Origin of the sequence: Amycolatopsis pigmentata, assembly GCF_042684065.1 — a bacterium.
GTDB lineage: Bacteria > Actinomycetota > Actinomycetes > Mycobacteriales > Pseudonocardiaceae > Amycolatopsis_E > Amycolatopsis_E pigmentata.
On the sequence record NZ_JBHUKR010000011.1, the window covers coordinates 191,144 to 209,429 of the forward strand.

Annotated in this window: 16 protein-coding genes; 8 read left to right on the plus strand and 8 right to left on the minus strand. The window is 68.2% G+C overall.

Translation table 11 applies throughout. From position 1 onward, the window contains the following. Window positions 1–34: 34 nt before the first annotated feature. Window positions 35–1,087: a LolA family protein gene (locus tag ACFSXZ_RS23020; protein ID WP_378267215.1), complete on the minus strand. Its 1,053-nt coding sequence runs from the start codon at window positions 1,085–1,087 to the stop codon at window positions 35–37. A gap of 156 nt (window positions 1,088–1,243) precedes the next feature. On the opposite strand from ACFSXZ_RS23020, the gene ACFSXZ_RS23025 reads away from it, so the two are divergent. Genes ACFSXZ_RS23025 through ACFSXZ_RS23035 form a run of 3 tightly spaced genes read left to right on the plus strand, consistent with a single transcriptional unit; the run spans window position 1,244 to window position 3,692 of the window. Then, entirely contained in the window at window positions 1,244–1,951 is a 708-nt protein-coding gene (locus tag ACFSXZ_RS23025; protein ID WP_378267216.1) for a response regulator transcription factor, read from the plus strand. Next, window positions 1,948–3,306 (plus strand): ATP-binding protein, encoded by a 1,359-nt coding sequence (locus ACFSXZ_RS23030; protein WP_378267217.1) that lies wholly within the window; start codon window positions 1,948–1,950, stop codon window positions 3,304–3,306. Before ACFSXZ_RS23025 ends, ACFSXZ_RS23030 begins: the two co-directional genes overlap by 4 nt. Further along, window positions 3,303–3,692 (plus strand): (deoxy)nucleoside triphosphate pyrophosphohydrolase, encoded by a 390-nt coding sequence (locus ACFSXZ_RS23035; RefSeq protein WP_378267218.1) that lies wholly within the window; start codon window positions 3,303–3,305, stop codon window positions 3,690–3,692. Before ACFSXZ_RS23030 ends, ACFSXZ_RS23035 begins: the two co-directional genes overlap by 4 nt. Before the next feature lie 26 nt (window positions 3,693–3,718). Here the strand turns inward: ACFSXZ_RS23035 and trpS are convergent, their stop codons facing one another. Then, the gene (gene trpS / locus ACFSXZ_RS23040; RefSeq protein WP_378267219.1) at window positions 3,719–4,681 is read right to left on the minus strand and encodes a tryptophan--tRNA ligase; all 963 of its coding nucleotides are present in this window, start codon (window positions 4,679–4,681) and stop codon (window positions 3,719–3,721) included. Window positions 4,682–5,012: 331 nt separating this feature from the next. Between trpS and typA the strand changes: the two genes are divergently transcribed. Together typA and ACFSXZ_RS23050 are read left to right on the plus strand one after the other, a co-directional pair. Further along, a complete protein-coding gene (gene typA, locus ACFSXZ_RS23045) occupies window positions 5,013–6,923 on the plus strand; it encodes a translational GTPase TypA (RefSeq protein WP_378267220.1) in 1,911 nt (636 codons plus the stop codon). A 252-nt stretch (window positions 6,924–7,175) separates the two neighbouring features. Next, the gene (locus ACFSXZ_RS23050) at window positions 7,176–8,867 is read left to right on the plus strand and encodes an ABC transporter family substrate-binding protein (protein WP_378267580.1); all 1,692 of its coding nucleotides are present in this window, start codon (window positions 7,176–7,178) and stop codon (window positions 8,865–8,867) included. 22 nt (window positions 8,868–8,889) lie between these two features. On the opposite strand, the gene ACFSXZ_RS23055 is transcribed toward ACFSXZ_RS23050, so the two are convergent. From ACFSXZ_RS23055 to ACFSXZ_RS23075, 5 genes are all read right to left on the minus strand, one after another. After that, window positions 8,890–9,918 (minus strand): ABC transporter ATP-binding protein, encoded by a 1,029-nt coding sequence (locus ACFSXZ_RS23055; RefSeq protein ID WP_378267221.1) that lies wholly within the window; start codon window positions 9,916–9,918, stop codon window positions 8,890–8,892. A 163-nt stretch (window positions 9,919–10,081) separates the two neighbouring features. Beyond that, the gene (locus ACFSXZ_RS23060) at window positions 10,082–11,137 is read right to left on the minus strand and encodes an ABC transporter ATP-binding protein (RefSeq protein WP_378267222.1); all 1,056 of its coding nucleotides are present in this window, start codon (window positions 11,135–11,137) and stop codon (window positions 10,082–10,084) included. Between the two features lie 58 nt (window positions 11,138–11,195). Beyond that, window positions 11,196–12,152: an ABC transporter permease gene (locus ACFSXZ_RS23065; protein ID WP_378267223.1), complete on the minus strand. Its 957-nt coding sequence runs from the start codon at window positions 12,150–12,152 to the stop codon at window positions 11,196–11,198. Then, window positions 12,145–13,125 carry an ABC transporter permease gene (locus ACFSXZ_RS23070; protein ID WP_378267224.1) on the minus strand — a complete coding sequence of 327 codons (981 nt, stop codon included), beginning with the start codon at window positions 13,123–13,125 and terminating at the stop codon, window positions 12,145–12,147. The genes ACFSXZ_RS23065 and ACFSXZ_RS23070 overlap by 8 nt, the downstream gene beginning before the upstream one ends. 148 nt (window positions 13,126–13,273) lie before the next feature. Further along, window positions 13,274–15,019, minus strand: coding sequence for an ABC transporter family substrate-binding protein (locus ACFSXZ_RS23075; protein ID WP_378267225.1), 1,746 nt, complete (start codon window positions 15,017–15,019; stop codon window positions 13,274–13,276). A gap of 389 nt (window positions 15,020–15,408) precedes the next feature. Here ACFSXZ_RS23075 and mshB point away from each other — a divergent pair, with 389 nt between their 5' ends. The 3 genes from mshB to ACFSXZ_RS23090 are packed head-to-tail and all read left to right on the plus strand — an operon-like array spanning window position 15,409 to window position 17,369. Beyond that, the gene (mshB, locus tag ACFSXZ_RS23080) at window positions 15,409–16,164 is read left to right on the plus strand and encodes an N-acetyl-1-D-myo-inositol-2-amino-2-deoxy-alpha-D-glucopyranoside deacetylase (protein WP_378267226.1); all 756 of its coding nucleotides are present in this window, start codon (window positions 15,409–15,411) and stop codon (window positions 16,162–16,164) included. 36 nt (window positions 16,165–16,200) lie between these two features. Next, window positions 16,201–16,632, plus strand: a complete 432-nt coding sequence (locus ACFSXZ_RS23085; RefSeq protein WP_378267227.1) for a hypothetical protein — start codon at window positions 16,201–16,203, stop codon at window positions 16,630–16,632. Beyond that, a complete protein-coding gene (locus ACFSXZ_RS23090) occupies window positions 16,632–17,369 on the plus strand; it encodes a hypothetical protein (RefSeq protein ID WP_378267228.1) in 738 nt (245 codons plus the stop codon). Before ACFSXZ_RS23085 ends, ACFSXZ_RS23090 begins: the two co-directional genes overlap by 1 nt. Here the strand turns inward: ACFSXZ_RS23090 and ACFSXZ_RS23095 are convergent. Continuing rightward, window positions 17,350–18,117: a site-2 protease family protein gene (locus ACFSXZ_RS23095; protein WP_378267229.1), complete on the minus strand. Its 768-nt coding sequence runs from the start codon at window positions 18,115–18,117 to the stop codon at window positions 17,350–17,352. The genes ACFSXZ_RS23090 and ACFSXZ_RS23095 overlap by 20 nt on opposite strands. Between the last annotated feature and the right edge of the window lie 169 nt (window positions 18,118–18,286).

Consider the following 18,286-nt stretch of genomic DNA (forward strand, 5'->3'; position numbering starts at 1 on the left):
GCTCCGCGGTCGCCTTGGCAGCCGCGAGTCGCCATCACTTCGACCCCAGCGAGTCGACGAGCACCTGCTGCGGCACGGCACCCGCGGCGAACCGGCCGTCGTCGGTGATCAGGACCGTCGCCACGTTGGTGCCGATGACGTAACCGGAGCCGAACGCCCCGCTCACCGGCTTGCCGTAGTGCTGCAGCATCGACCGCAGGTCGGCGTCCTGGCCGTGCCTGCGCGGCTGCTGCTGGCGCACCGAGTCCGGAACCATTCCGGTGACCACGGTGTCCCAGCCGTCGCCGAGGATCTTGTGCGTGCTCGCATCCGGGACCTCGTGGCCGGACGCCTGCTCTTCGGTCACCTTCGCCCCCTGCGGCGGGGTGAACTGGAATTCACTCGCGGGCTGCGGCGTGAACTCGATGTCGCTGAAGGCGATCTGCAGCGCCGGGTCCGCACTGCCGTTGGACATCACCGCCAGCCGCAGTGGCACCCGCTTTTCGGCGTCGACCGCGACGCGGATCTCACGCAGCAGCGTCCGCTCGGACGGCTTGGGCGTGAGCACCAGCTCGTAGGCCGCGCGCCCGGCGACCCGGGCCGTGCCCTCCACGGTGACCGTGCTGCTCTCCCGGACCTTGCCGACGAGCGCCGTGGCGGCCGCGGCGGGATCCGCGGGCGCGCCGTCCTCGCCCGGCCGGCCCGCCTTGTCGGCGGGCGCGGTGGCCTTCACCACGCTGTTGTCCTTCGAGTGGTAGGTCCACATCGTGTTCCCGTTGCGCACCATGGTCGTGTCGGCGGCGCCCTGCTGCATCGAGACCTTGCTGTCGCCCTTGCCATCGTTGTAGACGTGCGCCGAGTCGATGTTGAGGCTGACGCCGCCGGGCAGCGTCTGCATCGGCAACCCGAGGTTGTTGGTGACGGCGACCGTCCCGTCGAGTGCGGGTGTCTTCGTCGTCAACACCGACTGCACCAGGTCTTCGGCGCTGATCGACGGAAGCTTCGGCGCTTCTCCCGCGCTGGCGGGCATCGCGAGCCACGCGAGTCCGCCCACCCCGAGCGCGCATCCCGTGACCGCCGCGGTAAGAGCCTTCGTCCTCGGCCGCATCTTGTTCCTCCCTGTTTCGAGGAGCACCGCTGTGCTCCATCCCCACGACTGACGATGCTCTCCCGACTCTGAGATCGACCTGAGAGCCGGGAGGGTGCGGCTGAGAGTGTGCTGAGAGCGGACGCGGCACGAGCCGAAAAGAGGCATTCTTACGGCGTGAACCCACGAGTTCTGGTGGTCGACGACGAACCCGGTGTGCGCAAGGCCCTGCAGCGCGGGCTGAAGGCGGAAGGGATGGACGTCATCACCGCGGCCGACGGGCCGACCGGGCTCCGCCTGGCCGAAACCGGATCGTTCGACGTGCTGCTGCTGGATGTGATGCTGCCCGGCCTGTCGGGTTACCGCGTCCTGCAACGGCTTCGTGAACAGGAAGTGTTCACACCGGTACTGCTGGTGTCGGCGAAGGACGGCGAGATAGACCAGGCCGACGGGCTCGATCTCGGTGCGGACGGCTATGTCGTGAAGCCCTTTTCGTTCGTCGTGCTGGTCGCGCAGGTTCGTGCGGTCCTGAGGCGTGCTCAGCAGGACGGGGTGCCTCGCGGACCGCTGCGGATCGGTTCGCTGGTGGTCGACCGGGCGACTCGTGAGGTCCGCTGGGACGGCTCCCCGATTTCGTTGAGCCCGCGCGAGTTCGGCTTGCTCGAGGTGCTGGCCGCTCGCGCCGGAACGGTGGTCACCAAGGACGAGCTACTGCGCGCGGTCTGGGGTGACGAGCAGGCGGCGACTCGCAACGTGGTCGAGGTCTACGTCGGTTATGTGCGGCGGAAGCTCGAGGCCGTCGGCGCGGGTTCGCTCGTGCGGACCGTCCGTGGTCACGGCTATCGCGCCGCCGACCCGCAACTCGATCAGGTGCTGCCGGGGTGATCCGATGGTGGGGTCGGCGGTCCCTGTGGTTCCGGATCACCCTGTCCGCCGCGGCGATCACCCTGCTGTTCCTGGTGGGGCTGGCTCTGGTGGCGGGCCGGTGGCTTTCTCCGCTGCAACGGGAATCGGTCGACGCCGAGCTGACCGACGCGATGACCCCGGCGGCGTCGGCGGTGGCCGCAGGCCGCCTGCCCACGCCGGTGGACGGCGTGATGGTCCGAGTGCTCGACATCTCGGGCGAGCCGGCCGACGGCGGCCCGCCGGTGACCGACCTGGGACCGGGCGACATCCGGGCGCTCAAGGCCGGTGAACGGTTGAACACCGGGCAAGGGGAGCCACGGCTGCGCTGGCTGGGCTCGGTGGTCGCGGCACCCGACGGCACGCCTCGGCTCGTCGTCGCCGGAACCGGGTTGGTGGGCCTGAAATCGGCGGCGACCACGGGGTCGCGCTGGCTCCTCGGCGCGGCCACCCTCGGAGCCGTGTTCGCGGCGGTCGCGACCTGGTTGGCGGTTCGCCTCGCGCTGCGGCCGGTCGGACGGATGCGGCGATCGCTGCGCGCCCTGCCGCCGGGAGAACGCCTTCCGCTGCCCGAAGCCGACGACGAACTGCGCGCGCTGGCCGTGGATTTCAACTCCCTGCTGGCCAGACAGGACGAGAGTGCCCAGCGCCTGCGGCGGTTCACCGGGGACGCCGCGCACGAACTGCGTTCGCCGGTCGCCTCGATCCGGGTGCAGGCCGAGGTCGCGGTCACCAACCCGGATCCGGAACTGGCGCAGGAGACCCTGGCCGACATCCTGGCCGAGGCGGAACGGTTGTCGGCGCTCCTGGACGGGTTGCTGGCGCTGGCGAGGTCCGACGCCGGTGAGCTGCCTCCCGGGGAACCAGTCGAACTCCTCACCCAGGCACGTGACGCGGTGCGCCGGTTGCCGCCGGGGTCGCCACCCGCGCGGGTGTCCGGCCTCGCCGGCCGGGCCTGGGCGTATGCCGCGCACGCGGAGGTGGAACTGGTGCTGAACAACCTGCTGCGCAACGCCTGCCGCTACGCCCGTTCGCAGATCGTGGTGTCCGTCCTGGCCGGGCGGTCGACGGTGAAGGTCGTGGTGGACGACGACGGACCCGGGGTCCCGGCCGAGCACCGCGACCGCGTGTTCGACCGCTTCTACCGGGTTTCCGACGACCGGGCGCGCACGTCCGGCGGGGCGGGACTGGGGCTGGCGATGGTGGCCGAGGCGGTGCGGCGGCGGGGCGGCCGGGTCGCGGTCAGCGAGTCACCCGAGGGTGGGGCCCGTTTCCAGGTCACCTGGCGTGCCGCGGAAACCACGGCGAAGACCGCCGGTACCCTCTCCTCCCCGTGAAGGTGATCGTCGGTGCGGCCATCGTGCGGGGCGGGGCCCTGCTCGCCCAGCAGCGGTCCTACCCGGCGGAGGTGGCCGGGCTGTGGGAACTTCCGGGTGGCCGCGTCGAGCGCGGTGAGTCCGAAGTGGACGCTGTGCGCCGGGAATGCCTGGAGGAGCTGGGGGTCGAGGTCGTCGTGGGGCAACGGGTCGGCGAAGAGGTGACGTTGCGGACCGGGATGGTGCTGCGTGTCTACGCCGCCCGGCTCGCCGACCCCGCCGCCGACCCGAAACCCTTGGAGCACCACGCTTTGCGCTGGATCAACGCGCACTCGCTGGGAAGTGTCCCGTGGCTCCCCGCGGATCTCCGTCTCCTTCCCGCGCTCAGAACCCTTCTCACCGGCTGAATGGCGCGGCTTCGAACACCGGGTGGTCAGCCCGCACCGATGAGCCGGAGCGCCGAGGAAAGCCGGTGCTCGCCGCGTTCGGCGGCCCGTGCGGCCCCCGCCTTGCGGACGCGGCCGAGTTCGGCGGGATCGGCGAGCAGTTCCCGCGTCCGTTCGCGGACCGGCCGTAAGGTCTCGACCACCGCCTCCGCCACGGCCTCCTTCAGCGCGCCGTAGGTCGAATGCCGTTCGGCCACTTCCCGTGGCGTTGCCGAGGTGCAGGCCGCCAGGATTTCGAGCAGGTTCGCCACGCCCGGCCGATCCTCGGGCAGGTACTCCGGCCGGGTGTGCGTGTCGGTCACCGCGCGGCGGATCTTGCGCCGGATCAGATCCGGCTCGTCGAGCAGGAACACCACCCCGGCCGCGTCACGGGTGGATTTCGACATCTTCCGGGCCGGGTCGCTCAGGTCGCGCACGCGCGCTCCGGCCAGGGGCACGACCGCGCGGGGCACGGTGAACACCTCGCCGTAGGTCCCGTTGAACCGTCGCGCGAGCGCTCGCGCCAACTCGACGTGCTGGCTCTGGTCCTCGCCGACGGGCACCTCGGACGCGCCCTGCAGCAGGATGTCCGCGGCCATCAGCACCGGGTAGGTGAGCAGGCTCAGCCTGACCCCGGCCTGCCCGCCCGCCTTTTCCTTGAACTGGATCATCCGCGCGGCTTCGCCGTAGCTACAGGTGCATTCGAGGATCCAGGTCAGCGCGCCCAGTTCCCTGGCCAGATCGGACTGCACGAAGACGCGTTCCGCCGGAATGCCGGCCGCGACCAGCACGGCGAGCGTCTCGGCGGCGAGCCCGCGCAGCTTCGCGGGGTTGTGCGTGGTGGTCATGGCGTGGAGGTCGGCGATGAAATAGAGGTCTTCGTCACCGCCTTCGGCCGCCCAGGCGCTGATCGCGCCGAGGTAGTTCCCGAGCTGCGCGTGGCCGGACGGTGTGATGCCGGACAGTCTCATGGTCGCTTCCCTTGGGTTCGTCGCCGCCCGCCGGGAAGGCCTGGGATAAAGCGAAGGCCCGCCACTTCAGGGCGGACCTTGGACAGTTTCCAGAACAGTGCTGTCAGCTTCGCGGCCGCCGGAGAAGCGGCCACCACCAGGCAGCGAAGCTGTGCATGGAGTCACTCTATACCAGCCTGTCCGCCGCGTCCTTCGCGTCGCGCGAGGACAGGAGGAGGGCCTGTGGCTCTGGTCACAAAGGGGGGAGGGGTATCCTGGAGCGGACCGCCTATGGCCACCGCTGGTGAGCGGTCCCCCACCCTCCCCGCACTGAACCATCAGGAGCTCACGCGTGCCCGCTGCAATCGCCGAGAAGGTTCGCACGGATCTTCGCAATGTCGCCATCGTGGCACACGTGGACCACGGCAAGACGACCCTGGTCGACGCCATGCTCCGGCAGTCCGGCGCGTTCGCCGAGCGGGCCGAGCCGGTCGACCGGGTGCTCGACTCCGGTGAGCTGGAGCGGGAGAAGGGCATCACGATCCTCGCGAAGAACACCGCGATCCGCCGCATGACGCCGGACGGCCCGGTGACGATCAACGTGATCGACACGCCTGGTCACGCCGACTTCGGCGGCGAGGTGGAGCGCGGGCTGTCCATGGTCGACGGGGTCGTGCTGCTGGTCGACGCCAGTGAGGGGCCGTTGCCGCAGACGAGGTTCGTGCTGCGCAAGACACTCGAGGCCGGCCTGCCGGTGATGCTGGTGGTCAACAAGGTCGACCGTCCCGACGCGCGGATCGCCGAGGTCGTCGAGGAGACCCACGATCTGCTGCTCGAACTGGCGAGCGACCTCGAGGACATCGAAGACGCGGCACTGGACTCGTTGCTGTCGATCCCCGTGGTCTACGCCTCCGCGCGAGCAGGCCGGGCCAGCCTGGAGCGTCCCGAGGACGGTGGCCAGCCCGCCGAAAGCAACCTCGACCCGCTCTTCGACACGCTTCTGCGGCATGTGCCGCCGCCGGCCGCCGACGCCGAGGGGCCGCTGCGCGCGCTCGTCACCAACCTCGACGCGTCGAACTTCCTCGGCCGCATCGCGTTGCTCCGGATCCACTCGGGCCGCCTGCGTAAAGGCCAGACCGTCGCCTGGCTGCGCGAGGACGGCTCCGTCCAGTCCGTGCGTGTGTCCGAACTGCTGATCACCGAGGCGTTGGAGCGGGTGCCGGCGCAGGAAGCGTCCGCGGGCGACCTGGTCGCCATCGCGGGCATCCCGGACATCACCATCGGTGACACACTGGCGGACCCGGAGCACCCGGAGCCGTTGCCGCGGATCACCGTGGACGAGCCCGCCATCTCGATGACGATCGGCGTGAACACCTCGCCCCTGGCTGGCCGCAACGGCGGCGACAAGGTCACCGCGCGGCTGGTCAAGGCGCGGCTGGACGCCGAACTGGTCGGCAACGTGAGCATTCGGGTACTGCCGACCGAGCGGCCGGACACCTGGGAGGTCCAGGGCCGCGGTGAGCTGGCGCTGGCGATCCTGGTCGAGCAGATGCGACGGGAGGGCTTCGAGCTGACCGTGGGCAAGCCTCAGGTGGTCACGAAGACCATCGACGGCAAGCTGCACGAGCCGTTCGAGCGCCTGACCATCGACTCGCCCGAGGAGCATCTCGGCGCGATCACGCAGCTGCTGGCCGCCCGGAAGGGCCGCATGGAACACATGGGCGGCAACGGAACCGGCCGTATCCGGCTGGAGTACGTGCTGCCGGCGCGTGGCCTGATCGGGTTCCGTACCGACTTCCTCACCGAGACGCGGGGCACCGGCATCGCCAACCACGTGTTCGAGGGTTACTTCCCGTGGGCGGGCGAGATCCGCACCCGGCACTCCGGTTCGCTGGTCGCCGACCGGTCCGGCCCCGTCACCGCCTACGCGATGATCCAGCTCGCCGACCGCGGCACCTTCTTCGTCGAGCCGGGAGCGGACGTCTACGAGGGCATGGTCGTGGGTGAGAACCCGCGGGCCGAGGACCTCGACATCAACATCACCAAGGAGAAGAAGCTCACCAACATGCGCTCCTCCACCGGTGACGAACTGGAGCGCCTGGCCCGTCCTCGCAAGCTCGGGCTGGAAGAGGCCCTGGAGTTCTGTTCGGTCGACGAGTGCGTCGAGGTGGGTCCCGAAGCGATCCGTGTGCGTAAGGTCACTCTCGACTTCTCCCAGCGGGCCAAGCAGCGTTCCCGCGCCAAGTCCCGCGACCAGGTCTGATGGGTTCGGTACAGCGGGGTGGCCTTACTACTCGTAGTCTGTAGCAAACGTCCCCTGCTGTACCAAACTGGAACCCCGGCGCGCTGCCGTACGTCTCTCCTTTCGGGGGTCGCCCGGTCCCATGCCGACGGCTGAACCTCGTCTGGCAATCTCGGTACCGCGGCAGATCGGCCTGTGACACCATCGAGCCGCTCGGCGCCACGGCCCACAGGGGAGGTAAGCGTGCGTAGGAGCAAAGCGGGGGCACTGATCATGGTGCTCGTGGCCACGCTCGGCGCATGCACCTCGGCTCCGCCCCCGCCGGCCCCGATCTCGTCGACCTCCCAGTCGCCGACGGCGGTCGCGCAGTCGCAGATCGTGATCGGCGTCGAAAACATCGTGGGCGGCTACAACCCGCACAACCTGGCCGACCAGTCGACCATCACCACCGCGCTCTCCCAGCTCCTGTTGCCTTCGGTGTTCCGCCGGGCCCCCGACGGCCAGTACAAGCTCGACAGCACCCTGATGCGCTCGGCCGGGGTCACCTCGCAGAACCCGTTCACGGTGACCTACGAGATCCGTCAGGACGCCTCGTGGTCCGACGGCGCCCCGATCGCGGTCGAAGACTTCACGTTCCTGCGTGACGCGATGCGAGACCAGCCCGGCGTGGTGGAACCGGCCGGTTACCGGCTCATCTCCGACATCCAGCCCCGGGAGGGCGGCAAGGGACTCGCGGTCACCTTCAGCAAGCCCTACCCCGGCTGGCAGACGCTGTTTTCCGACCTGCTGCCGTCACATCTGCTCAAGGACGCCCCCGGTGGCTGGCAGGGCGCGCTCGCCACCAGTTTCCCGGCCTACGGCGGCGCGTTCTCCATCAAGCAGCTGGACAACGCGCGCGGCGAGATCATCCTGGAGCGCAACGAGCGGTACTGGGACAAGCCGGCCGCGATCGACCAGATCGTGCTCCGCCGCGCCGACCAACCGGGCCTTCGAACCGCGCTGGCCTCCGGCAACGACCAGTTTGTGTTGTCGCGCACGGACAGCACGGGAATCAACCTGTTCCACCAACTCGGCAACAGCGTCCAACTGCACACGATTCCGGTCGCGCGCATGGCCGACGTGCTGCTGCGGCCCGCCAACGGCGTACTGGCCAACGACGACGTGCGCGCCGGGATCGCCGCGCTGATCGACCGGTCCAAGCTGATCGACGAGGGCACTTCCGGCGGCCCGTCGTCGAGCCTGCGCGCCGACGCCCAGGTGATTCCGCCGTCCGAGCCGGGCTATGCCGCCACGATCCCGTCCGGCGTCGGCGTTCCCGACCCGGCCAAGGCGGAGCAATTGCTCAACCACGCCGGCTACACGAAGCAGGCGGGCAGCTGGCGCAAGGACGGCAAACAGTTGTCGCTCGTGCTCGCCTCACCGGGGCAGACAGAGCCCTACGCGAGCATCCTCAAGGCGCTCGCCGGTCAGCTGACCACGGCCGGCGTCCAGGTCAGCACCATCAACCCGCAGCCGCGTGATCTGTTCTCCACCCTGCTGGCCATGCCGGTGAGCCGGGCCGGACAGCCCGCGGTGCCGGACGGCTCCGGCAGCGTGGGCGTGGACATCGCGGTGGTGCCGCTGCCGGTCGGCGGTGACGCGGCGTCGGTTCTCGCGTCGACTTTCGGTTGCCGACCGGAACAGGACACCACCGGCACCGCGCCGGTCGTGCCGGCCAACCCGGCGGCGATCTGCGACCCGTCGGCGCAGCCCACCATCGACGCGGCACTGACCGGTTCGAAGCCGCTGGACACCAGTCTTGCCGAACTGGAACCGAAACTGTGGGCACAGCACGTGGTCCTGCCCCTGTATCAGCTCGCCGACACGATGGCGGTGGGGCCGACGATTTCCGGTGTGACGCCGGGGCCGCCCCTGGTCGGTCCGTTCGGATCGACGGCAGTGGACTGGACCCGCGGCGTCAAGTGACTCACCGGCCGGACGGAGGAGCTCAGATGAGCTGGAGAGTCTCGGCGTAGTGGCAGGCGGACGGGTGCCCCTGCCCGTGGTCGGTCAGCTCCGGTTCGGTGTTGACGCAGCGTTCCCGCTCGCTGTCGGAGAGCTGGTTGGCGAACTTGGGACAGCGCGTACGGAATCGGCAGCCGCTCGGCGGGTTGGCCGGGCTCGGCACGTCACCGGTGATCACGATCCGTTCCCGGGTCCGCTCCTTGCGCGGATCCGGAATCGGGATCGCGGAGATCAGCGCCTGGGTGTAGGGATGCGCCGGGTTGGCGAACAGCGCCTCCGCCGGGGCGGTCTCCACGATCTTGCCGAGGTACATCACGGCGATCCGGTCCGCCATGTGCCGGACGACCGAAAGGTCGTGCGACACGAACAGATAGGACAGCCCGAACTCCTCCTGCAGGTCCTCCAGCAGGTTCAGCACCCCCGCCTGGATCGACACGTCGAGCGCCGAGACCGGTTCGTCGAGCACCAGCAGCCGGGGCCGCAGCGCGAGGGCACGGGCGATCCCGATGCGCTGCCGCTGACCGCCGGAAAACTCGTGCGGAAAGCGGTTTCCGTGTTCCGGGCGCAGGCCGACCGTGCGCAGCAGTTCGCGCACGCGCTCCCGGCCTCCGTTCGCGTAGAGCCCGTGGATGCGCAGCGGCTCCGCGACGATCTCGTTGACCGGCAACCGCGGATCGAGCGAGGCGTAGGGGTCCTGGAACACGATCTGCATGCTGCGGCGCAGACGCTGCATCTCCTTGCCGGAGAGCTTGCTCAGTTCGCTGCCTTCGTAGCGGACCTCACCGGAGGTCAGCGGCTGGAGGTTCAGCGCGACACGGGCGGTGGTGGACTTGCCACACCCCGACTCGCCGACGAGTGCCAGCGTCTCCTTCGGGAAGATGTCGAACGACACTCCCGAAACCGCCTGTACCTCACCGATCTTGCGGCGGATGATCCCGCCGCTGCGGATCGGGAAGTGCTTGACCAGAGCACGGGCCGACAGGACCGGTTCTGTTTTCGCCGGCGCGGTCATTGGGATTCCTCCTGTCCCGCAGGTTTGCGTGCCCCCGCGATCGTGTCGACAGGGCGCTCCTCACCAGCAGACGTCACGTCGGTGACGTGGGCGCCCTGCCGCCCCGATAGCGGAAAGAAAGGGCGCGCTCTCTTGCCACCCTGGCTGCCGCGGCTTGAGGTGATCATTGGGATTCCTTTGCTGGCAACGGGTCGGTGGTGTCCTTGGAGGTGGCGCGGAACAGCTCACCCGGCTCGTGCCCGGCGACCTGGTCGCTGAAGTGACAGGCCGCGAGGTGCCCGGCGTTCGCGCCGGCCGAGAGGCTGGGCTCTTCCTCGTCACAGACGGCCTGTGCCAGCGGGCAGCGAGGGCTGAACGGGCACCCGGGCGGCATGTTGATCATGGACGGCGGAGAGCCCGCGATCGGGACCAGCCGTTCGGTCTTGATGTCCAGCCTGGGCAGGCTGCCCAGCAGGCCGAGCGTGTAGGGCATCCGCGGGGTGTAGAAGATCTCGTCCACGGTGCCGGTCTCGACGCTCTTGCCCGCGTACATGACCTGCACCCGGTCGGCCTGTCCGGCGATCACCCCGAGGTCGTGGGTGATCAGCACCATGGCCGCGCCGGTCTCCTTCTGGGCCGTCTGCAGCGCCTCCAGGATCTGCGCCTGCACGGTCACGTCGAGCGCCGTGGTCGGCTCGTCGGCGATGATCACCTGCGGGTTGTTGGCGATCGCGATCGCGATCACCACGCGCTGCCGCATGCCGCCGGAAAGCTGGTGCGGGTACTCGTCCGCGCGCTGCTTCGGGTTCGGGATCCGCACCAGGTCGAGCAGATCCACCGCCTGCTTGTGCGCCACGTCCTTGCGCACGTCGTGATGGGCGGTGATCGCCTCGGCGATCTGGTCACCGACCGTGTAGACCGGGTTGAGCGAGGTCATCGGGTCCTGGAAGACCATCGAGATCGACCGGCCCCGGATCTTGTTCATCTCCTTGTCGGAGAGCTTCAGCAGATCCTTGCCGCCGTAGGTGACCGAGCCGGAGATTCGCGCGGTCTTCGGCAGCAGCCCCATGACGGCCATCGAGGTCACCGACTTGCCCGACCCCGACTCGCCCACGATGCCGAGGACCTCACCGCCGTGGAGGTCGTAACTCACCCCGCGGACGGCCTGCACCAGCCCGTCGTCGGTGGGGAACCGGACCGTCAGATCCCGCACGCTCAATACGGGTTCGTTGGATGTCATGCTGACCCCTCCGCGAAGTCACGGCGATCACTTTGGCGGCCGCGAGTGGACGTGCGTGTCATGCGCGGACCTTTGTCTGCTGTGGGTCGAACGCGTCCCGCAGCCCGTCCCCGATGAAGTTGATCGTCAGCACGATCAGGATGATGAACAGGCCGGGGAAATAGAACAGCCAGGGGCGGGTGTCCACCGCCGTCTGGTTGTTGCTCACCAGCAGCCCGAGCGAGGTGTCGGGCGGCGTGACCCCGAAGCCGAGGAACGACAGCGCGGTCTCCAGCAGGATCGACAGCGCCACCAGGACGGTGGCGTAGACGATGATCGAGCCGAGCGCGTTGGGCACCAGGTGCCGGAAGATGATCCGCGCGTCACTCGCGCCGAGCGCGCGGGACGCCTCGACGAACTCCTTCTCCCGCAAGGAAAGCACCACACCGCGCGAGATACGGGAAACGTTCGCCCAGTACAGCCCGGCGATGACGACGGCGATGAGCCACCACGTGCCACCCACGTTGTGCGCCAGCACGGCGGCCACCGCGAGCAGCGGCAGGGTGAGGACCAGGTCCGCGACGCGCATCAGCACCGAGTCGGTCGCGCCCCGGTAGAAGCCGGCCACCGCGCCCCAGATGGCACCGACGAACGTGGCGAACACCGCGACCAGCACGGAGATCTGGAGCGAGATCTGGGTGCCGCGCATCACCTGGGCCATCGCGTCGTGCCCGACCGCGTCGGTGCCGAACGGATGGTCCAGCGACGGCGGCTGGGAGTTGTCGGGCGTGATGTCGTTCGCGTGGTACTTCCACAGCGCGCCGCCGATGTAGGCGAACAGGATGATCACGGCCAGCAGGATGAGGCTGATCATGGCGAGCCGGTGCTGACGGAACCGGCGGAGCACCAGTTGCGCCTGGCTACGCTCGCTGACGGTGAATTCGCGGTCTGGTTGTTCTCCGACCGGCTCGGGGACAACGGCCTGCGTGGAGGCGGCAGCGCCCATCCTGGACTCGGTTTCGAACTGATCAGGCATAGCGGATCCTCGGGTCGAGAACGCCGTAGAGCAGGTCGGCGATGAGGTTGAGCACGATCACGAAGGTGGCCGCGACCAGCAACCAGGCCTCCAGCGCGTACACGTCGCTCTTGTGGATGGAATCCAGCAGGAATGTCCCGGCGCCCTGCCATTGGAACACCGTTTCGGTGACCACCGCGCCGCCCAGGATCGAGCCGATGTCGAGCGCGGTGATCGTGGTCAGCGGGATCAACGCGTTGCGAAGGGCGTGCTTGCGGGTCACCGTCCACCGGGGCAGGCCCTTGGCGCGCGCCAACCGGACGTAGTCGCTGCCCAGTACTTCGAGCATCGACCCGCGCTGGAACCGGCTCCACGCGGCGTAGGTGGTCAGCGCGAGGGAAATCGTCGGCAGGATCATGTGGCCGAGAATGTCGCCGAGGTGCGCTCCGAAGCCGCCGTTCACATAGATGGAACCGGAGCCGATCGTGTAGAGGATCTGGTCGTTCGCCGCGGTGTTGATCGAGATCCCCATCTGCTTGAGCAGGATCGCGAACCAGAACGCGGGCATCGACAGGAAGAGGAAGCCGAAGAAGGTCGCCGTGTAGTCGAACTTCGAGTACTGGCGGACCGCGCTGACGACCCCGACGATCACGGCCAGGATCAGCGCCAGCAGCATCGCCAGGACGATCAGTCGGAGGGTGACTCCGAAGCGGTCGAAGATCTCCGCGCGGATGTTCACCGTGGAGTCGATCGACGGCCCGAAATCGCCGCGGAACAGACCGGTGAGCCAGTGCCAGTAGCGCTCCAGCAGCGGCTGGTCGAGGTACAGCCGGTGGCGCTCGCCCTCGATGACTTGCGGCGGGGGAGGCGGGTTCCTCGCGATGAGGTAACTCAGGGGGTTGGCCGACAGCGACGCCATCACGAACACGACGAAGGTCGAAACGATGAGGATCGGTATCGACACGAATAGCCGGCGCAGTGCGAAGGCAAGCATGGAGGTCTTCCTGCTCTGGACGGGTGTCCGGTGCGGCCGCTTGTGGCGGCATGCCGGGCGGCCTGCGGTGGTGGGCGGGCAGGTGGGGAGGCCGTCTACCAGACGGCCTCCCCACCGTTGTTTATCGGGGGAATCTATCGCGTAGGTATCAGCCCTTGCGAAGACCCCAGCTCTCCAGGTTGTAGACCGGCCCGTCGAGCGTCGAGTCGTTACGCACGTTGCCGACCTTGTCCTGCGCCGCGATGAATGTCGGCTTCTGGTACAGCGGAAGGACGTACGCGTCGTCGGCCATGATCTGGTTGGCCTGGTTGAGCTCGTCGGCCGCCTTGGTCAGGTCGGTCTCCTGGTTGGCCTTCCGGATCAGGTCATCGCTGGCCGGGTTGACCCAGTGACCGTAGTTGCTGTCCGAGGTGGACAACCAGTTCTGGACCGCGCCGGCGTAGACGAACGGCGAAGCGACCCACGCGAACACGATCACGTCGTAGTCACCGGTGGTCGTGGTGGTGCCGAGGTCGTCGGTCGGGTCCACCTTGACCGTCACGCCGAGCTGCTGGGCGGCCTGCGCGAAAAGTTCACACTCGTTCTGGCGGATCTGGTTGCCCACCGTGTACCGGATGCGCAGATCCGGAACCGCCGCGCCGCTCGGGTCCTTCAGCTTGCCACCGTCGATCTTGTAACCGGCGTCGGTCAGGATCTTCTTGGCGTTGTCGATGTTCCCGGTGCCCTGACCGGTGGACGTGATGACGTCCTTGTAGCCGGCCTGCTGGGGCATGAAGTTGTTGTTGTTCAGCGGCTTGACCTTGTCGGTGAACTGGCCCACCGTCTTGTTGATCAGTGCCTGCCGGTCGACCGCGGTGAACAGCGCCTTGCGCAGGGCGAGGTTCTGCAACGCCGGGGTCTTCAGGTTGAAGTCGAAGTGCTCCCAGGTCAGGCCGAGGCCGATGAAGGAGGACACGTTCGGGATGTTCTTCACCTGCTTGACCAGGTCCACCTGCGGTTGCGGGTAGATGACCTGCACCTCGTTGTTCTGCAGCGCGGTCGGTTCCTGGTTGGCGTCGGTGATGATCCGGTAGATGACCCGCTCGAGCTTCGGCTTCGTGCCCCACCAGCCCGGGTTCGGCACCAGGGTGGCGGAGACATTGCTCTGGAAGTTGTCGAGCTTCCAGGGGCCGGCGCTGTAGGTCGGGACCGTGGTGCCGAACCAGTCGAAAGACTTCTTCAGGCCGTCCGGGGTGTTCTGGTCACCCTGCTGCGCCGCGATGTGCGCGGGGTACATGGCACCGGAAGAGCTCCACATGGTCTTCCAGTCGGCGAACGGCTGCTTCATGGTCACCGTGACCGTCTTGCCGTTGTCGGCGCCGGTGATCGTGGCGATGTCGTCATAGCCTGCGGTCGAGGCGACCGAGCACTTCGGGCAGTCCGTGCCGTTCTGCGTCTTCCAGTTGTAGATGAAGTCGTTGACGTCGACCGGGGTGCCGTCCGACCAGCTCGCCTTGGGGTTGATCTTGTAGACGATGGTCTGCGGGTTGGTGCTGGTCACCTCCGCCGAGGAGATGAAGTCCTTGTTCAGCGTCGGGTTCAGGTCCGGCTGAGCGTAGAACGTGTAGGGCAGCATGCGCGTGACGAGCTCGGCGGTCTCGAAGACGTTGCCCTTCGCTGAGGTCACGTTCCAGTTGGGGATGTTCTTTTCGATGGCGAAGGTGACCTGGCCACCGTCCTGCAGTTGGTCCGCCGCGACTGTGTTGCACGTGTTCGGGTTCGCGTCGCAGTCCTTGAAGGCTTGACCGGTCTGCGTCGCGGAGTTGCCCCCTCCGCCACACGCGGTCAGCGCGAGCGTCGCGCTCGCGATGAGCACACCAATTCTGGCTGCTCGGGACTTCATCTGCGTCAACATCCATTCTCCTTGCTCGACGCCGTCTTGGGTTCCGAGGCGTTCTCGACCTGGGGCGGCGAACTGTCGAAGGTGATCGAGTGGCTCACCGTAGTCGTGGAACCTAGGCACGGAATCCCACGCGGTGGACACTCTCCGTTTGATCGTTACCGAAGAGTAACTCGCCGTTCTTCACCCAAATGGCTTAATGGGCCGAGATACTACGGTGACGTTTCGTAGCTGGAAGCGTGATGTCACACGTCTCACGGCTGCCCTCCAGGGTCCCCAGCTTTCGCACGCTGCGTAGCTCCGGGGGAGAATAACCCACGTTTCTCGCTTTGTGGACGGCCCGAAAGTTGTAGTCACGGAGCCGTGACAATCGCTTGCTGTTCGTCACGAATTAACCTGAACTCGTGACCCGAAGGTTATTGCTCGTGCACGCGCATCCGGACGACGAAAGCATCACGACCGGCGGCACGATGGCCGCGTACGCCGCTTCGGGGGCCGAGGTCACGCTCGTGACCTGTACTCTCGGCGAAGAGGGAGAAATCATTCCGCGGGGTTTGGACCAGCTCGGTTCGTGGGCGGCCGATCAGCTGGGCGGCTACCGCGCCGGGGAGCTGGCGCTCGCGCTCAGGTCACTCGGTGTAACTTTCCACTACTTCCTCGGGGGGATAGGCCGGTGGAGGGACTCGGGCATGGCCGGAACCCCGGCCGCCGGGCATCCGCGGGCCTTCGCCGGAGGGTCCCTGGCCGAGCAGGCGGCGCAGCTGGCGGAAATCGTCGAACAGCGACGGCCGGAGGTGATCGTGACCTATGACTCCTCCGGTGGCTACGGTCATCCGGACCACATCCGGGCGCACGAGATCACCATGGCGGCGGCTCGCACCGTCGCGTCGGTCCGCCGCGTCTTCCACATCGCCTCGGGCGGGGGTGCCGTGCCGACGCCCGACGGCCCGGCGGGAACGGTGATCGACATCCGCGCCCAGTTGCCCGCGAAGATCGCGGCGTTGCGCGCCCACGCGACCCAGATCACGGTGAACCCGCCGATGTTCGCGCTGTCCAACGGTGTCCCGCAGCGGATCGCGGAAACCGAGCGGTACTTCTTGGCGCACGGACCCGTGGCCGGGTCCGAGACGGATCTGTTCGGAGGACTGGAATTTGACTAGCCCGCGTCTCGAAAGCCCGCGCCCGGAGCGGAAGACATGAGCGCGCCGGTGGCCGGTACCGGAACGGGGCCGGCGAGGACGTCACCGCTGAACTGGGCGCTGCTGGCGTTGTTGATCCTCGACACCGTCTTGCTGGCGACGCTGGAACTGTTCTTCCTGCCGCTGCGCCTCGACGGCACGCTGCTGCCGAGGCTCGCCTGGATCCCCGTGCCGGTGACCGTGATCCTCGCCGTGGTGACCACACCGCTCCTGGTGTCGCGGGCGGGTCTGCTGGTCCATCCCAAAGCCGCGTTTGCGCCACTGCTGGTCTGGGTACTGACCGTGCTGGTACTCGGTTTGTCCGGACCAGGCGGAGATCTGGTGCTCATTCAGGACTGGCGGGCCCTGCTGCTGCTCGCGGGGGGAGCGTTGCCGGCCGCCCTGGCTCTGGGCGGAGCGCTGGCGGGCAACCCCGGGAGGAGCGGTTAGTGGCCGAGGCGATTTCCGATCGGCAGATAGTGGCCGCGCTGCGGCCTTTCGTCCGGGCCGCGGGCCCGGTCGTCGCGGCGATGCGGACGCCGGGACGGCTGCGCCGGTTCGCGGCGCTTAAGGTGCCGGGTTCGGTGGCTTGGCGCGGGCTGAGCGCACAGGCACGGACCATGTGGTGGATCAACCGGGTCGGCCGGCTGACCGCGCTGGTCACGGCGATTCCCGGACTGGGCGGCGCGCTGGCCGACCGGCTGCCCGTGCAGGACGCTCTGGGCGCGTCCGCGCAGGGCTTGTTGTTGTGCGCCATAGCCGAGGAACACGGTGTCCACGACGTCGCCGACCGCGTGCGACTGCTGGCTTGGGTGCTGTTCAAGCGAGAGGTCGATCCCGCGCTGGCGGCGGGAAAACAGGACGATCCCTCGACCGCGGCCGAGTCGAAGAACGCCGAGGACGCCGAGGTCGCGAAGCTGACCGGAGACTTCGGCCGTCAGATGAAGCGGCGCATCACCATCGCCGCCTGCGCCGCCGCGCTCTGGCGGCTGGCGCGCCTGCTGATGGCGATCAGCGGCGAACTGGAAAAGCGGCCGCGCGGGCACTTCTACCAGCGTTTCGTGGGCGCTCTTCCGGTCATCGGCATGCTGGGTGACTACCTGGCGGAACGCTCGGCGCTCCGCCACTCGGCTCGTGCCACGGCGAAGTGGCTGTCGAACCAGGGGATCAGCGCCTCCAGAACATGAAGGTCAGCTGACCGTAGTAGGCGAGTTCTTCGTCGCCGCCGATCAACCGGAACAGGTAACTCGCCGCGTCCCAGAACGCGGTCCGCACCGGCGCGACGGCGAAGAGCAGCGCGAACAGCGCCAGCGGAGCCCATGGCCGGACCTTGGCGGCGAACTCGCGCGCGTCCGGCGAAAGGAAGGGTTCGATCGCGCCGAACCCGTCGAGGCCGGGCACCGGCAGGATGTTGAGCACGAAGGTCAGGATCTCCAGCAACGCGAGGTAGGACATCCCGATCGCGAGGCCGACGCTCATCGGGATGTAGACCACGGCGAGGCTGAGCAGGATGCCCAGCACGAGGTTGCTCAGCGGGCCCGCCAGCGAGACCCAGGACGAGGCCGCGCGCGAGCGCAGGGCCCACCGGTTGATCCATACCGCGCCGCCGGGCAGCGGGATGCCGCCCAGCGCCAGGAAGACCAGCGGCAGAACCAGGGACAGCACGGGATCGGCGTAATGCCGGACGTCCATGTTGAGGTAGCCCTTGGCGGCCACGCTGTGGTCCCCGCCCCGGTAGGCGACGATGGCGTGCCCGAACTCGTGCAGGGTGAGCGAAACCGCCCAGCCGCCGAGCACGAGCAGGAAGACGCCGGCGGTCAGCATCGTGTCCTTGGTCGTGGTGGGATGGCTGAGTGCGGCCAGTACGCCACCGACTACGGTGAGTGCGAGAAGGCCGAAGAACACGGGGCTCGGGCGGACCGCTGATCGCTGCACGCCTTCCAGTCTGTCCTATCGGCGGCGGGGCGGTGGCGAAAGGGCGCCTTTGCCCGCTTGGCGGACCCCGCTGCCCGGTTTAACGCGAAGTAAACAGTGAGTCTGATCTCGCTCGGCGTGTCCCCTTGCGCGAAAGGGGAGACATGTCCCCCGAACTCGCTACTCCGCT

Coding starts and splice junctions, on each gene's coding strand:
- ACFSXZ_RS23060 (WP_378267222.1), bottom strand. CDS start 11,137: ATGACATCCAACGAACCCGTATTGAGCGTGCGGGATCTGACGGTCCGG.
- ACFSXZ_RS23070 (WP_378267224.1), bottom strand. CDS start 13,125: ATGCTTGCCTTCGCACTGCGCCGGCTATTCGTGTCGATACCGATCCTC.
- ACFSXZ_RS23075 (WP_378267225.1), bottom strand. CDS start 15,019: ATGTTGACGCAGATGAAGTCCCGAGCAGCCAGAATTGGTGTGCTCATC.
- ACFSXZ_RS23085 (WP_378267227.1), top strand. CDS start 16,201: ATGAGCGCGCCGGTGGCCGGTACCGGAACGGGGCCGGCGAGGACGTCA.
- ACFSXZ_RS23065 (WP_378267223.1), bottom strand. CDS start 12,152: ATGCCTGATCAGTTCGAAACCGAGTCCAGGATGGGCGCTGCCGCCTCC.
- trpS (WP_378267219.1), bottom strand. CDS start 4,681: ATGAGACTGTCCGGCATCACACCGTCCGGCCACGCGCAGCTCGGGAAC.
- ACFSXZ_RS23050 (WP_378267580.1), top strand. CDS start 7,176: ATGGTGCTCGTGGCCACGCTCGGCGCATGCACCTCGGCTCCGCCCCCG.
- ACFSXZ_RS23055 (WP_378267221.1), bottom strand. CDS start 9,918: ATGACCGCGCCGGCGAAAACAGAACCGGTCCTGTCGGCCCGTGCTCTG.
- ACFSXZ_RS23020 (WP_378267215.1), bottom strand. CDS start 1,087: ATGCGGCCGAGGACGAAGGCTCTTACCGCGGCGGTCACGGGATGCGCG.